Origin of the sequence: Streptomyces sp. NBC_01210, from assembly GCF_036010325.1 — a bacterium.
Taxonomy (GTDB): Bacteria; Actinomycetota; Actinomycetes; order Streptomycetales; family Streptomycetaceae; genus Streptomyces.
Map to the genome: position 1 here is coordinate 570,578 of NZ_CP108549.1, position 15,424 is coordinate 586,001.

Consider the following 15,424-nt stretch of genomic DNA (forward strand, 5'->3'; position numbering starts at 1 on the left):
CAGCTTCCCCGCTGCCCACACCCGTCGGAACGTACGAGTCCAGCAGCGCGACTGCCACGCCACGGTGTCTCATGGTCAAGCTGACGGGTGGCCCGGAGATCCCTTCACCAGGCCACCCCTTCACCACGGCGTCAGTTGATCTCGATGAGCAGGTCGCCCGCCTCTACCTGCTGGATCTTGCCGATCGCGAGCCGACTCACCGTGCCGGCGGTCTGGGCGGTGATGGAAGCCTCCATCTTCATTGCCTCGATGGTGGCGACGGTCTGGCCGGCGGACACCGAGGCGCCCTCCTCCACCTGAAGGGTGACCACTCCGGCGAAGGGGGCCGCGACATGGCGCTCGTTGCCACGCTCGGCCTTCTCCGCCGCCTTGACCTCCGTGGCGATGGACTTGTCCCGGACCGGGACCGGCCGCAGTTGTCCGTTGAGGGTGGCCAGCACCGTGCGGAAGCCCCGCTCGTCGGCGTCGGAGATGGCTTCCAGTTCGATCAGCAGGGTGACTCCGGGTTCGAGCGTGACGGTGTGCTCGGTCTCAGGTTCCAAACCGTAGAGGAAGTCCCGGGTGGGCAGGACGGAGGTGTCGCCGTATGCCTCTCGGTGGGCGTCGAACTCCTTGGTCGGGCCGGGGAAGAGCAGCCGGTTGAGCGTCGCCCGGCGCGATTCCCGAAGGCCCTGCCGGTCCTCGTCGGACAGCGTCGGCGTCTCGGCCTTCTCCGGACGGCCGTGCAGAGCGCGGGTGCGGAATGGCTCCGGCCAGCCGCCGGGCGGGTCGCCCAGTTCACCGCGGAGGAATCCGACAACCGAGTCGGGTACGTCGAACTTGCCCGGGTCGGACTCGAAGTCCGCGGCCTCGACCCCGGCTCCGACGAGATGCAGCGCCAGGTCGCCGACGACCTTCGACGAGGGAGTCACCTTCACCAGACGGCCCAGCATCCGGTCCGCCGCCGCGTAGCAGTCCTCGATCAGCTCGAAGCGGTCACCGAGGCCCAGCGCGATCGCCTGCTGGCGCAGGTTCGACAGCTGGCCTCCGGGAATCTCGTGGTGGTAGATCCGGCCGGTGGGTGAGGCGAGACCGGACTCGAAGGGCGCGTAGACCTTCCTGGTCGCCTCCCAGTACGGCTCCAGATCACCGACTGCCTGCAGCGACAGGCCGGTCTCACGCTCGCTGTGGTCGGTAGCGGCGACCAGGGCCGACAACGGCGGCTGGCTCGTGGTGCCGGCCATCGAGGCCACAGCGGCGTCCACAGCGTCGACGCCCGCGTCGATCGCGGCGATGAGCGTGGCGAGCTGGCCGCCCGCCGTGTCGTGGGTGTGCAGATGCACCGGCAGGTCGAACCGCTCCCGCAGGGCCGTCACCAGCGTGCGGGCGGCGGGTGGGCGCAGCAGCCCGGCCATGTCCTTGATGGCGAGCACATGTGCGCCCGCGTCCACGATCTGCTCGGCGAGGCGGAGGTAGTAGTCGAGGGTGTAGAGCGACTCACCCGGGTCCGAGAGGTCGGCGGTGTAGCAGAGTGCGACCTCCGCGAGTGCCGTTCCCGTCGCCCGCACCGCATCGATGGCGGGACGCATCTGCGAGACGTCGTTGAGTGCGTCGAAGATACGGAAGATGTCCATGCCGGTGGCGGCGGCCTCGGCGACGAACGCCTCCGTCACCTCGGTCGGATAAGGGGTGTAGCCCACGGTGTTGCGCCCGCGCAGCAGCATCTGGGTGCAGATGTTGGGCACCGCCTCACGGATTCCCGCCAGGCGCTCCCACGGGTCCTCGGCGAGGAAGCGGAGCGCCACGTCGTATGTCGCGCCGCCCCAGCACTCCAGGCTCAGCAGCTCCGGTGTGGTGTGCGCGACGTGCGGGGCGACCGCGAGCAGATCGCGGGTGCGCACCCGGGTGGCCAGCAGGGACTGATGTGCGTCGCGGAAGGTGGTGTCCGTGACTGCGACCGCCTTCTGACGGCGCAGTGCGGCGGCGAAGGCCTCCGGCCCCAGCGCTGCGAGGCGCTGCCGGGAGCCCTCGGCCGGCGGCGCGGTGAAGGAGGTGGCCGGCAGCTTGTCGACGGGGTCGATGACGACCGGGCGGGGCCCGTGAGGGCGGTTGACCGTCGTCTCGGCGAGGTAGGTGAGCATGCGGCTGCCGCGGTCGGCCGACGGGCGGGCCCGGACCAGCTCGGGGTGCTCGTCGATGAAGCTCGTCGTGATGCGGCCCGCGCGGAACTCGGGGTGGTCGAGCACCGCGCCGAGGAAGGGCAGGTTGGTGGCCACTCCGCGGATACGGAACTCGGCGATGGCCCGGCGCGCGCGACGGGCGGCATTGGCGAAGTCGTGCCCGTGGCAGGTGAGCTTGACCAGCATCGAGTCGAAGTGAGCCGACACCTCGGCACCGGTGTGCACGGTGCCGCCGTCGAGCCGTACACCGGGTCCGCCCGGCGAGCGGTAGGCGGAGATGGTGCCCGTGTCGGGCCGGAAGCCGTTGGCGGGGTCCTCGGTGGTGATCCGGCACTGCAGAGCCGAACCGTTCAGAACGATGTCGTCCTGGGTCAGGTGCAGTTCGGGCAGCGTCATGCCCGCGGCGATGCGCAGTTGCCCGATCACCAGGTCCCGGCCAGTGACCTGTTCGGTCACCGTGTGCTCCACCTGGATACGCGGGTTCATCTCGATGAAGACGTGATTGCCGCGTTCATCGACCAGGAACTCGACCGTGCCGGCGTTGACATAGCCGATGTGGCGTGCGAAGGCGACGGCGTCTGCGCAGATCCGTTCGCGCAGGACCGGGTCGAGGTTCGGTGCGGGCGCGATCTCGACGACCTTCTGGTGGCGCCGCTGCAGCGAGCAGTCCCGCTCGTACAGGTGCACGACGTTGCCGTCGGCGTCGGCGAGGATCTGTACTTCGATATGGCGCGGGTTCACCACCGCCTGCTCGAGGAAAACCGTCGCGTCGCCGAACGAGGACTGCGCCTCGCGCATCGCCGCGTCGATCGCCTCCCGCAGCTCGCCGGGCTCGGCGACCCGCCGCATGCCCCGCCCGCCGCCACCGGCGACGGCTTTGACGAACAGCGGGAAGCCGATGTCGTCGGCCGCCGCAAGGAGCGCGTCCACGTCCGCGGACGGCTCCGACGACTTGAGTACCGGGACGCCGGCCTTCCGCGCCGCCGCGACCGCACGAGCCTTGTTCCCCGTCAGATTCAGTACCGAAGCGGGCGGTCCGACAAAGGTGATCCCCGCATCCGCGCAGGCCGCGGCCAGGTCCGGGTTCTCCGACAGGAACCCGTAGCCGGGATAGATCGCCTCGGCTCCGGCCCTGCGCGCGGCCTTGATCACCTCATCGACCGACAGATACGCCCGCACGGGATGGCCGGGTTCACCGATCTGGTACGCCTCATCCGCCTTGGCCCGGTGCAATGAGTTGCGGTCCTCATAGGGGAACACCGCCACCGTGGAGATGCCGAGCTCGAATGCTGCGCGGAACGCGCGGATCGCGATCTCACCACGGTTGGCGACCAATACCTTGCCGAACATCAAACTCCCCTGTTGCGTCGCGGACGGGGCGGCCTGAGGACCGGCGATGTCGTCACCGGCGCCGAGAAGGGCATACGGCTGCCTCGTGGAAGGTGTCGATGAGTCTGTTGGTCTGGGCACCGCATCGGCCGATACCGATCGGCAGGGGTGCATTCCTCATTGGTAGGGCATGAATGCCTCGTTCCGGTGAAGGCCGACGACGCTGTCGGCCTCGGCCCTCCGGAGCCCGGGGCGTGGCCACCGTACCCGACGGCTTGTGATCACCGCCGTACGCACCCCCTGGCAGCACGCGTCGACTCCCTGAGCTGGCTCAGCAGGCCCAACTGTGCGACCGGCGGGGCACTGGCCCAGGGCATGAGGTTGGCGACCTGATGGTGAATTCGCCGGGGTGGCCGGACAGGTGGCGAGTTCCATCCCCAACGGCTTGTCCGGTAGGCGCTGAACCACATGGCAACACGCCACGTATGGAAGTAGGGCTCGTGAATTCCGGGCCCCCGGCGTTCGTAGCGCCGCCTCGAAGCGACTTAGGGGCCAGAGATGACGCACGCACGACGCAGGCTGCAGCGAATCGCGCGGCTGGCGGCCGTCGGCGGACTGCTCTGCGGCGGGCTGATGATCACGGACGCCGTGGCGAGTGAGCCCTCCGCCCCGCGAGGGGACGCGGGCAGCACCTCTGGCAACAACGACGTGGGCGCACGTCTCGTCTCAGAGCTCGGAGTATCACGCACCGCCGGCAGTTGGATCGGCTCCGACGGGCGCCAGGTCGTCGCGGTGACCGACGCGGACGCGGCGGCCGAGGTCAAGCGGACGGGGGCGCGCGCCAAGGTCGTCCGGTACAGCATGCGCCAACTCCGTACGGCCACCGAGACGCTGAGCGAAGCACCCCGCGTGCCCGGTACCGCGTGGGCCATGGACTACGCGTCCAACAAGGTCGTCGTCCAGGCTGACAGCACCGTCTCAGCCACCGACTGGTCGCGCATGTCCGACGTCGCCAAGGGGATCGGCGGCTTCGTACAGATGCATCGGACCACAGGCTCCTTCACCACCAGGGTCAACGCCGCCGAGCCGATTCTCTCCGGCGACGGCCGCTGCTCCGCAGGCTTCAACGTGACGAACGGCCAGAACAACTTCATACTGACGGCCGGGCACTGCGGTCCCGTCGGCACCTCCTGGTTCACCGGCACACGGGGCGCCCAGCAAGTCGGCGCCACCACTGAGAGCCGCTTCCCTGGTACTGACTTCGCCCTCATCCAGTACCAGAGCGGCCAGGCCGCCGGCGGAACCAACATCGTGAACGTCGGTGATGGCCAGGGTGTGCAGATCACTGCGGCCGCCGATCCCTTCGTCGGGCAGCAGGTCTTCCGCAGCGGCAGCACCACCGGGCTGCGCTCCGGCCGGGTGACCGGGTTGAACGCCACGGTGAACTACCCCGAGGGCACCGTCACCGGACTGGTCGAGACAACGGTCTGCGCCGAGCCCGGGGACAGCGGAGGCCCGCTGTTCGCGCAGGGGCTGGCGCTCGGGGTGACCTCGGGCGGCAACGGCGACTGCACCAGCGGGGGGACCACGTACTTCCAGCCGGTGACCAAGGCGATGGCGGCCCTCGGCGTGAGCCTGACCGGAACCGCCGCTCCCGCAGACGGCAACCGCGCGGGCCAGGCTCCCCTCAACCCTGCCGCTGAGCCGTCGGCTGCCGCCGGGGCCGATACGCCACTCGTGCCGGGACAGGCGAACGGTCCGGCGACGGTGAGCGGAATCGTCAGCCCCCGGGCCCTCGCACCGGGACTGGTGGTCATCGCGGTGAGTCTTGTCGGACTGATTGCCACCCGCTCGATCTGGTCTGCTCAGGATCGCCGCCGCTACCGCATGCGGTACTCCCAAAGCTGGAGCTGACCCTCGAGCGCGGCCCGGACTGCCTCTCCGGTGAAACGTTTGTCCGGTGGCGTCGTACAGAAGCAATCGGCGATGTCGAGATCACCGAGGCCCCACTACCACCCAAAGTCCCGGAAGTACAGATATCCGTCATTATTTCAGGTGAACCCCCTATCATACGTGCCGATTAGAGAAGGGGATCTTCTACGTTTCTACCGTCCCTATTTCCATCCCACGTGGAGATTCAGGGGCGAGGGTTCTGAGCTGGGCACAATCGGGGAGTTCGTGTTGCACAGGGTGCTTGAGCGCGGTGACGGTGGCGGGCCGCCTCAGGGCGAGCTGCGCAACCGCTGGCTGTATGTGGCCGGAGTCGGTCAGGCTGTGTGCATCGGCTCCGCGGTCGCCGCGACCGTGGGCGGACGGTTCGCCCAGTTGGGCCTGCTGGTTGCAGACATCGGGGTGCCCACTGCGCACGGTGTGGCCGTCCTCTCCATCCTCGCGCGTGCACGTTCGGCCACGGGGCGAGTACGACTGCGCCTGTTGCTGCTCGGCGTATCGACGGGCGCGGCCGGCGTGCATGAGCTTGTGCTGCGCCAGTTGACCGCACTGAGGGGGTCAACGGGGATGCTCTATGCGGCGATCGAGCTGCTGGCAGTGGCCGGCATCGCCCTCGCGCTCGGTCTGGGCGTGGCCGGGATGGTGGTCGCGACCGGCGACGGCGGCACGGTGCTCACTTGGTTGCGACGGCTCTTGGACGGGTGGATGATCGCTGGATCATTGTTCACCCTTGGCTGGGTACTCCTCTTGCATCGGGCTGATCTGGGCGGTGACGTCCTGGCAGCGCTGTCCGATCTCGGCCGAGTGGTCGCGGACATCCTCGTTCTGGGACTGCTGCTGGTCCTGCGCTTCGCCATGCGACGCGGGCAACGCGCGTCCGTCAGCGTGGCGGCAGTCGGTCTGGCGATCTTCGCGGTGAGCGACACGCTCCGCATCTTCTCGGCAGATCCTGTCGTCCCAACGGCCCTGCCGGTCACCGAGACATGCTCGATGACCGGTATGTTCCTCATCGCCGCAGCGCCGTGGCTGCCCGGCGGCGACAGTGTCCTGGGCGTGGACCGGCGGGAGTTGCCCGTGGCGGGGGTGGTGGCGGCCTTCCTCCCCGTAGTCGTTTGCGCGGTGGCCGTGGTGCTGCACACCTTGTCCGGCGACCGCCTTGATGTGGTCACGCCGGTCGTCGGAGGCACCGTGCTGCTCGCGCTGAGCGCGCGTCAGGGCGTGGTGCATGCCGAGAGTCTCTGCCTCGCGAGAGAGGTGGCCACCCGCGAGGATCACTTCCGTACGCTCGTCCAGGGTTCGAGTGACGTAATCGCTGTCGCTGGAGAAGACTGCGTCCTCCTCTACATCAGTCCAGCCGTGCAACAGGTTTTCGGATACCGGCCCGAGGATCTGCTCGGCACCCACTTGCCGCTGCTCATCCACCCCGACGACTTGCCGCCGCTGACAAAGGCCGTCAGTAAGTTGCGGGAGGAATACGAGCTCGGCAGTCACAGCCTTGGGCGTCGTGTGTCCTGCCGGATGCGGTCGGCCGACGGACAGTGGCGCCACGTCGAGTCGACGATCAGCCGTCACGCCAACGGGTTGATCGTCAACAGCCGGGATACGAGCGAGCGAGTTGCGCTGCAGGCACGGCTGGAGCATTTGGCGTTCCACGATGCGCTGACCGGCCTGCCCAATCGTGCTCTGTTCGCCGACCGGATCAAGCACGCTCTGGCCAAACGGTCGGCCGACAGCGCCCCACCCGCACTGCTCTTCCTCGACCTGGACGGCTTCAAGAAAGTGAACGATTCGGCCGGGCATGCAGCGGGTGATGAACTGCTCATCCAGGCAGCGCGGCGGCTGCGGGCCGCGGTACGAGCGGAGGACACCGTTGCCCGCCTCGGTGGGGATGAGTTCGCCGCACTGTTGGAGGGGCACGCCGGAGCGTGCGAGTCCCGCACGCGGGAGGTGGCGGAGCGGCTGCTGTCCGCCTTGACAATGCCGTACCGCCTCGCCGGTACCGAGGCCGTGGTCGCGGCTTCGATCGGGCTCGCGGTGGCAACCCCGGGAATCACCCCCGCCGAATTGATGCGCAACGCCGACCTGGCGATGTACGGCGCCAAGGCCGCGGGCAAGGGCCGCATTCAGGCGTATCGGCCGCAGACGCACAACAATGAGCGTCCAAGTTCTTCAATTCTCCGAGAGGATTCCTGTATCTCACCGGGGTGAGAAAAGAGCGATGGTGCGCAGAGTGCCGGTGGCGCTGTTGACTGCGGGTCAGTTCGAGTTGAAAAAGTCGTTGAGTACTTGGTCGCGGACTGCGGCGAAGCCCTCGAGTGCTCGCGCGAGATGCTCATCGGTGTGCACCGAGATGTAGCTGCTTCTCAGGCGCGGCGACGCTGCGGGAGGAAGCACCGCGTTGACATACACTCCTTGCTCGATCAGGAGATCCCACGCCATGAGCGTGCGCTTTTCATCCACCGTGTCGATGGGGACTATGGGCGCTTGGCCGGCGCCGATTGAATAACCGAGCGACGCCAGTTCCCTTCGCATGAAATCCGCCTTGGAGATCACCGCTTCGGAGCGCCACGGCTCCTCCTGAAGGATGCGCAGCGACTCGGATGCGGCTGCCGTGTTGGCCGGGCTCAAGCTCGCGGAGAACAACAGGCTGCGAGCGTTGTGGCGGAGGTACTCGATTACGTCCTCATCACCGAGGATGGCTCCGCCAGTTGATCCGAAAGCTTTGGAGAAGGCGAGCGTGACGAGTGGCACTTCCGCCATGAGCCCGTAGTGGGCGCAGGTTCCCCTGCCCTCGGCCAACACACCGACGCCGTGCGCGTCGTCGACAAGGAGAGTGGCTTCGTACTCCCGGCACACCCGCACTAATTCAGGCAGTGGACAAAGATCGCCCTCCATGCTGTAGACGCCATCCACCACAACCATCCGACCCGCGTTCTCGGGAAGCTGATCGAGCTTGCGGGTCAGGTCCTGTGTGTCATTGTGCGTGAACCACTGGACTCTGGCCCGACTGAGCCGAGCGGCGTCGACGAGGGAGGCGTGCGCCCGCTTGTCGATGAGAACATGATCGCCCGGACCGCAGAGACCGGTGACAGCGGCCAGGTTGGTCTGATAGCCCGTGGTCAGCAGCAGGGCGGCGGGCTTGCCGAAGAACTCGGCGAGCTCCTTCTCCAAGTGGTCATGGAGGTCGAGGTTGCCGTTCAGGAGACGAGAACCCGTGCAGCCTGCGCCATATCGGCGCGACGCTTCAGCGGCGGCTCCACATACGCGTGGGTCGGTGCTCAGTCCCAGGTAGTCGTTGGAACCGCACATGACGACCTCGCGGCCGTCCGGAAGCCGAGCCACGCCCCGGTCCCGCTCGCTGAAGTTGAGGTAATAGGGGTACAGCCCGCTTCTCTTGAGTTCGCGGGATCGGCTGTACACCGTGCACTTCTCAATGACGCTCATCAATGCCCTCCCCCGGGCTTCCGGCGTTGAGCGAGCGTATCGACTCGTCCCGTGCGGCGACCCTCCCAGCCCCTTAGTCGAATCAATATTTTCCGAATCGACACACGCGGCTATAAAAATAAACCTCTACCCGGTCAAAATCGATCACCCCGGACAATCTTTCCGCCGGATGGTGAATTCCTCCGATCGCCGATATCGCCCGGCGTGAGGCTTTGACCCAGGACCGGGACTCCGTTGGTGATGATGGGCTGCTGACGGCTGGGTGGTGGGAGATCGGCCACCCGCGTCGTCGGGGGCGTCGGGGGCGTCGGGCCCAAGGAGTGGTGTACGCCTGTTCCTCCAGCCGGCGCACGGCTTCAGGGTCGGTGACGGCACGTGCGGGGCCGACAGCGAGAGCGCTCCAGCCCTGGCTCAACGCATCGTCGATGTGATCCACCTCGAAGGCGACCTCCAAATTTGCCGCGGCAGACGGAACGGAATCGGGCGATGTTCGGTACGCCACGACATCGTCCACGACGAGGTAGTTGACGGGAATGATGGCGAGTCCGTCCGCAGTGGTTACCGCCACCCTGCCCACGCCGTGCGTCGACAGCAGTTCGCGGCACTCGTCGGCGGTGAGCTCCAATGAGCGCCTGCCGCATGGGCCGGCTGGTTCCTCAAGTGAGGTTCATCGGCCCCATGGGCGGACCGGGGGCCTGTGCCCGGTCCAGGGGGACGGCGCCCGCGAGAGTGTCGCCGCAGCGCACTTGGCAGCCCGGGAGGCCCTGCGGCGTGGCCTGCCGCTATGACGGTCCATGGACGGCAGAATTCAGTCCGTGTCGCAGGCGGACGCCGAAGGCTGGCCATGGTGCTCCAACCATGGCGGGAGAAGCCGATGCCCTGTGGCTGTTTTCCCGCACGACTGGGGGACACCGTCTGCGGGACGCGTGAAGGGAGTTTGGGCCGAACGTCCCGGATGAGGGCCGAAGCGCCCCTCCTCACCGCCCCGCGCACGGTGGGACGGTGACATCAGCAACCTCTCCGACCAGCCGGATGAAAGGTGGTGGGGACGATGGAGTTGCCCCTCGTCGTGGGTGTGGACGGATCGGATTCCAGCCTGGGGGCTGTGGACTGGGCGGCGGAGGAGGCTGCTCGCCATGGAATTCCCCTGCGGTTGGTGTACGCGTCCCTGTGGGAGCGTTACGAAGGGGAGACGCCTTCGTACAGCGCTGACCGCCCCGCCGAGCAGGTGCTCGCGGACAACATCGTCGGTACCGCCGCGGAGCGTGCCCATAGGTGCAGTCCGGATGTGAAGGTGTCCACCGAGGTGGTGCCCGAGGAGGCGGTGACCGCACTCCTGCGGGAGGGGCACAACGCCTTCGCAGTCGTCACCGGATCACGCGGTCGCGGGGACCTCGCAGGTCTGTTGCTCGGCTCGGTGAGCCTGGCGGTGGCGGCACGTGCCGATTGCCCGGTGATCGTCGTGCGCGGCGACCTGGCCGGCCTGTCGGGCACCCACGAGCGGATCCTCCTGGGTGTCGGTGACCTCGCCGCAGGCTCCAGCGCCGTCCGCTTCGCGTTCCGCGAGGCCGAGGCCCGTAGCTGCACCCTCGATGCCGTACGCGCATGGCGCTGCCCTGCGCACGAGACGACCGACCACCCCTTGCTCACCGGCGACACCGCGAAACTCCACGAGATGCGGGCCGCCACCTTGCTCGACGAGGCGCTGGGCAGGGCTGCGGGCGATCACCCCGCGGTCCAGGTGCGACGCGCCACAGTGGAGGGCCCGGCCCGAAAGGTGCTGCTCGAACGTTCGGCCACCGCGGACCTTCTGATCGTCGGAGCCGAACGCCGTCCGGGACACTTCGGCCTCCAGCTCGGCCGGCTGGCCCACACAGCACTCCACCACGCCGCCTGCCCCGTTGTCGTCGTACCGCAGCGGGTATGAGCCCGTGATTGCCGCGCTGCGGCCCGTGGAAGCCGTGGCGGCGCCCGTTCGACACGGGTAAGGATTGCCTGCGGTACGTGCACGGCAAGTCGCGGATGGACATAGCCCCGCCTGGCGGACTGCCCGTGAGGAGCGCAGCGTGGAATACGGGGGCGCGCCAAGGGAGAGGTGACAGGCATGGGCAGCAGTGATTCGGCACCCCGAGTTGTGGTCGGCGTCGACGGGTCGCCGTCGTCGCACGCGGCGCTTCAATGGGCGGTACGGCACGCAAGCCTCGTCGGAGGCGTCGTGGACGCGGTCTGCGCGTGGGATCTGCCAGGGATACAAGCTTGGTCGGCACCCGCGGTGGACACCGAATTCGACAGGGAGTCTGCCCGCCAACGATTCACCGACGAGATCCAAGAGGTGCTCGGCGAGGTTCGCCCCGTCGACGTACGGGAGCACCTCACGCGCGGCAACCCGGCCGAGGTACTGATCGCTGCGGCGGACGGGGCAGAGGCGTTGGTCGTGGGCAACCGTGGCCGGGGCGGCTTCGCCAGCCTGCTCCTCGGCTCGGTGAGTCAGCAGTGCGCACTGCATGCCACCTGTCCGGTGGTCATCGTCCGTCCGGACAGCAAGGTGGGACAGAGCTAGTCACCACCGCGGCCCTTGATGTCCGAAGCTCGACGATTTCCAGCCTCGGGTGGCAGGGAGGAGTGCGTCGGGGCGGCCCGTGGAGGGTGTGATGTTCTGCCGCGGACGGTTCCACCGGGAACTACGGAAAACTAGGGGCGAACCAGCCTTGACAGGGGGGCGTTCGGCACCCGAGGTTCAAGCCACTTCGGGCCCTGTCGGCGGAGCGTTGTGGCGGAGCCAGTCATGGTAGGCCTCGAGGGCCGTGGGCAGCGTGGGGAACATCAGATCCGCGCCGATGGAATCAGTGAGCCCGTACGCGTCAAGATCGTCACGCAGGTCCTGCTTGACCCGGGCGAGTGCGAAGACGATCCCGCGGGCGACCAGTCGGCGGCGTAGTTCCTCCATGGAGTCCATGGCCGTGATGTCGACTTCGACATTTGCCTCGGTGTTGAGGACGAACCAAGCGACCGGACCTTGATGGTCGTCCACAGCTGCCAGCGCCCGGCGTTGGAAATCCTGGGCGTTGGCGAAGAACAACGGGGAGTCGTACCGGTAGACGACCAAGCCGGGAATCGTGTGGGCCCCCGGATAGTCGTCGACGTCGTGCATACCGGCGAGGCCGGCGACGAGCCCTTGGACGGCGTCGTGCGGGCGGGCAACTCGGGCAAGCATTTCGGCGACGGACAGCCCTACCGCGAGCAGGACGCCGTAGAGGATGTCGAAGGCGAGCACCCCGGCAAGTGAGCTGACAGCCAGCAGGAGTTCGCTGCGGCGGAACGAGGCGAGCCGCTGGAATGCACGCAGATCAATGAGGCGAAGCGCGGCGTAGACGACGATGGCTGCCAGGACGGCTACCGGGAAGTTCGCGAGGACCGGGCTGAGGAAGAGGAGAACCGCGAGCAGTCCGGCCAGGGCCGTGAGCGAGTAGATCTGGGTCCGGCCGCCTGCCGCGTCGGCGAGTGCTGTGCGGCTCGCGCTGCTGCTTACCGGGAACCCATGCAGGACACCGGCGCCGATGTTCGAAGCCCCGAGGGCGAGGAGTTCCTGATTGGTGTCGATGCTCTCGCCCTTGCGTGAGGCGAACGCCCGCGCGGTGAGAATGACGTCGGTATAGCCCACGAGCAGGACACCGGCAGCGGGAAGCGCGAGGTCGGAGAGGTCACCGAAATCAGGCAGTTCGGGACTCGGGAGTCCGGCGGGAACGTCACCGATCACCCGGATTCCGAGTTGCTCCAGGTCGAAAGCGCTCACAGCAGCAGTGGCGAGCACGACAACAATCAACGAAGCAGGGACATTTGGAACCCGCCATTGCATGAGCAGAAGAAGTCCCAGAGCCACTGCGGAGAGCGTGAGCGTTGCCGAATGGAACTGCGACAGCCTGGTGACGAAGGAGCCGAGCTGTCCCGCGAACGAGGTTCCGCCGGCCGGGACCCCGGTGAGCTTCGGCAGCTGATCGACAATCATGATGAGACCCACACCCGCCATATAGCCGACAAGAATCGGCCGGGACAGCAGGTCGGCGACGAAGCCGAGGCGGGCCGCGAACGCGGCGAGGCAGAGCAGTCCGACCACGACAGCGAGGGCGGATGCCAGCGTGGCGTACCGGCCGGCGTCGCCCGCGGCCAACGGACCGACCACGACAGCGGTCATCAGCGCCGTGGTTGATTCCGGTCCCACCGAGAGCTGCCGCGACGAACCCAGCAGCGCGTAGACCGCCAGACACGGCAGAGCCGCCCACAGCCCGCTGATCGGAGGCAGGCCCGCCAGCGACGCATACGCCATGACCTGCGGAATCAGATAGGCCGCCACGGTCACCCCGGCGATCAGATCACCCCGGAGATCGGCGCGCCGGTAGCCGGCCAGAAGGGCCAGCCCCGGCATCAGCCGATGCAGCAAGGGGACCGTGCCGTGCGACGTGTTCATGGGCGCCTTCCTGCGAGGGCTGGAGACATCTCAAACCCTCGTCGTCCTCGGCGCAAGTCAACCGGACGATGGAGCCGGAGGGCATCGGTACACATGGGGCCTGTCGGCCCCCGGAAGGGGTTCACTGGCCCAATCGGGCGAGCACGCCGAGGGGCGATGGTGGAAACCGGTGCATCGACGCGCCATGAGGCAGCGAAGTGAGGAGTCCGATGAACCGCACCCCGTACTTCGTGAGTGACGTGATGTCCTCCCGCGTGGTCGCCGTCGACCGAAGCGCGCCGTTCAAAGAGATCGTCGAGACCCTGGCCACGTGGAAGGTCAGTGCCCTGCCGGTTCTCGACGCCGAGCGCGTTGTGGTGGGCGTCGTCTCCGCAGCGGATCTGCTGCCGAAGGAGGAGTTCCGGGGGAACAACCCGTCTCGCGTGGAGCAGATGCACCGCTTGGCAGACCTTGCCAAGGCAGGTGCCACGACCGCTGCGCAGCTCATGTCGAGTCCCGCAGTCACCATCCACGGAGAGGCACCTCTGGCACAGGCCGCACGGAAAATGGCCGTCGACCATGTCAAGCGTCTGCCGGTGGTGGATGCAGAAGGAAGGCTTCAGGGCGTTGTCAGCCGGTCCGACCTGCTGAAGGTCTTTCTGAGGCCGGACGAGGATCTCGCCGTCGAGATCCGACGAGAAGTCGTCCGGCGACTGTTCCCCGGCGCCGAGGCTGTGCACGTTCGAGTCGACAACGGCATCGTCACACTCAGCGGCACCCTGACCGACACGCGGCTGGTTCCGCTGGCGTCGCGCCTGGTCAGGGCGGTTGCGGGCGTCGTGGATGTCGAGTGGGCTCTGGGCGGCGACGCCCCGGCGACAGCGGACAGACCAGTGATGGCGGATGAAACATCGGGGACGGACGACTGATCGCTTGATGCCGATGTGACGGGCCATCGACCGAGGCGCCCGGCTCGGCAGGGCGTCAGCTTGTGCGCTCCACGTCCTTGTGCTCCGGGCCACCGAGCACGACCTTGAGCGCACCCGTGTCGGCCGCGCGTGAGAACACGTCGTACGCCTCCTCGATCTGTCCCAGTTCGAAGCGATGGGTCGCGATCGCAGCCGCGGGCAGTCGACCGGCAGCCAGCATGCCCAGCAGAACCGGTGTGGAGTAGGTGTCCACCAGGCCGGTCCTGATCGTCACGTTCTTGATCCAGAGGTCTTCCAGGTGGAGCGTGGCGGGTTTGCCGTGTACGCCCACGTTGGCCACATGGCCTCCCGGCCGTACCACACGCGTGCAGAGTTCAAAGCTTTCCGGTACTCCGACGGCCTCGATGGCCACATCGGCCCCGAGCCCCTCGGTCAGATCCGAGACCAGCTGCTCAGGGTCTTCCGCCGCGTTGACGACGGCGTCCGCACCGAGTTCGCGGGCGGCATCCAGCCGCGACTTGGCCAGGTCCACCGCGATGATCCTGCCGGGCGAGAACAGCCGTGCCGTGGCGATGGTGGCGAGCCCGATGGGGCCGGCTCCCACGACCACGACGGTGTCGCCGGGCCGGACTCCTCCGTTGAGGACGCCCACCTCGTACGCAGTGGGGAAGATGTCGGACAGCAACACGGCGTCGCTGCTGCTCACTGCTGCGGGCAGCGGATGGACGGAGAAATCGGCGAAGGGAACGCGTACGTACTCGGCCTGCGTGCCGTTGATCAAGTGGCCGAGCACCCATCCCCCGTTGCCCCGGCACTGCCCGTACATCTGCTCGCGGCAGTAGCGGCAGCGGCCGCAGGGGGAGATGCAGGAGACGAGCACCCGGTCGCCGGGGCGGACCGTGCCGACATCGCTTCCCGCCTCGACGACCTCGCCGACGGCCTCGTGCCCGAGGACGGTCCCCGGGGTCACTTCGGGCACGTCGCCCTTGAGGATGTGCAGGTCTGTTCCGCAGATGGTCGTGGTGTCGATGCGGACGACGATGTCCGTGGGCTCTTGGATGCCCGGATCTGCCACCTTGTCCCAAGAGGCCTGGCCGGGGCCGTGGAAAACGAGTGCCTTCATGACGTTCCTCTCCTCAGCTGTCCGATGTGTGCCTGTTGTCTCTCCC

General features: G+C 67.6%; 9 protein-coding genes and 1 pseudogene. 5 read left to right on the forward strand and 5 right to left on the reverse strand.

Annotated elements, in window-relative coordinates; genetic code table 11:
• Positions 1-131: 131 nt before the first annotated feature.
• Positions 132-3,509: a pyruvate carboxylase gene (locus OG735_RS02625; RefSeq protein ID WP_327321484.1), complete on the reverse strand. Its 3,378-nt coding sequence runs from the start codon at positions 3,507-3,509 to the stop codon at positions 132-134.
• A 537-nt stretch (positions 3,510-4,046) separates the two neighbouring features.
• On the opposite strand from OG735_RS02625, the gene OG735_RS02630 reads away from it, so the two are divergent.
• Positions 4,047-5,402 (forward strand): S1 family peptidase, encoded by a 1,356-nt coding sequence (locus OG735_RS02630; protein ID WP_327321485.1) that lies wholly within the window; start codon positions 4,047-4,049, stop codon positions 5,400-5,402.
• Positions 5,403-5,813: 411 nt separating this feature from the next.
• Positions 5,814-7,646 (forward strand): diguanylate cyclase domain-containing protein, encoded by a 1,833-nt coding sequence (locus OG735_RS02635; RefSeq protein ID WP_327321486.1) that lies wholly within the window; start codon positions 5,814-5,816, stop codon positions 7,644-7,646.
• Between the two features lie 48 nt (positions 7,647-7,694).
• Here OG735_RS02635 and OG735_RS02640 read toward each other — a convergent pair whose 3' ends face one another.
• Together OG735_RS02640 and OG735_RS41805 are read right to left on the reverse strand one after the other, a co-directional pair.
• Positions 7,695-8,882 carry an aminotransferase class I/II-fold pyridoxal phosphate-dependent enzyme gene (locus OG735_RS02640; protein WP_327321487.1) on the reverse strand — a complete coding sequence of 396 codons (1,188 nt, stop codon included), beginning with the start codon at positions 8,880-8,882 and terminating at the stop codon, positions 7,695-7,697.
• Positions 8,883-9,180: 298 nt separating this feature from the next.
• Positions 9,181-9,504 (reverse strand): annotated as a pseudogene (locus OG735_RS41805) (pyridoxamine 5'-phosphate oxidase family protein); the annotation flags it as partial.
• A 429-nt stretch (positions 9,505-9,933) separates the two neighbouring features.
• On the opposite strand from OG735_RS41805, the gene OG735_RS02650 reads away from it, so the two are divergent.
• Together OG735_RS02650 and OG735_RS02655 are read left to right on the forward strand one after the other, a co-directional pair.
• Positions 9,934-10,809: a universal stress protein gene (locus OG735_RS02650; RefSeq protein ID WP_327321490.1), complete on the forward strand. Its 876-nt coding sequence runs from the start codon at positions 9,934-9,936 to the stop codon at positions 10,807-10,809.
• Between the two features lie 177 nt (positions 10,810-10,986).
• Positions 10,987-11,442 (forward strand): universal stress protein, encoded by a 456-nt coding sequence (locus tag OG735_RS02655; protein ID WP_327321492.1) that lies wholly within the window; start codon positions 10,987-10,989, stop codon positions 11,440-11,442.
• A 177-nt stretch (positions 11,443-11,619) separates the two neighbouring features.
• On the opposite strand, the gene OG735_RS02660 is transcribed toward OG735_RS02655, so the two are convergent.
• The gene (locus tag OG735_RS02660) at positions 11,620-13,347 is read right to left on the reverse strand and encodes a SulP family inorganic anion transporter (RefSeq protein WP_327321493.1); all 1,728 of its coding nucleotides are present in this window, start codon (positions 13,345-13,347) and stop codon (positions 11,620-11,622) included.
• Between the two features lie 209 nt (positions 13,348-13,556).
• Between OG735_RS02660 and OG735_RS02665 the strand changes: the two genes are divergently transcribed.
• Positions 13,557-14,255, forward strand: a complete 699-nt coding sequence (locus OG735_RS02665; protein WP_327321494.1) for a CBS domain-containing protein — start codon at positions 13,557-13,559, stop codon at positions 14,253-14,255.
• Between the two features lie 55 nt (positions 14,256-14,310).
• On the opposite strand, the gene OG735_RS02670 is transcribed toward OG735_RS02665, so the two are convergent.
• The gene (locus tag OG735_RS02670) at positions 14,311-15,378 is read right to left on the reverse strand and encodes a zinc-dependent alcohol dehydrogenase family protein (RefSeq protein WP_327321495.1); all 1,068 of its coding nucleotides are present in this window, start codon (positions 15,376-15,378) and stop codon (positions 14,311-14,313) included.
• Positions 15,379-15,424: the final 46 nt, after the last annotated feature.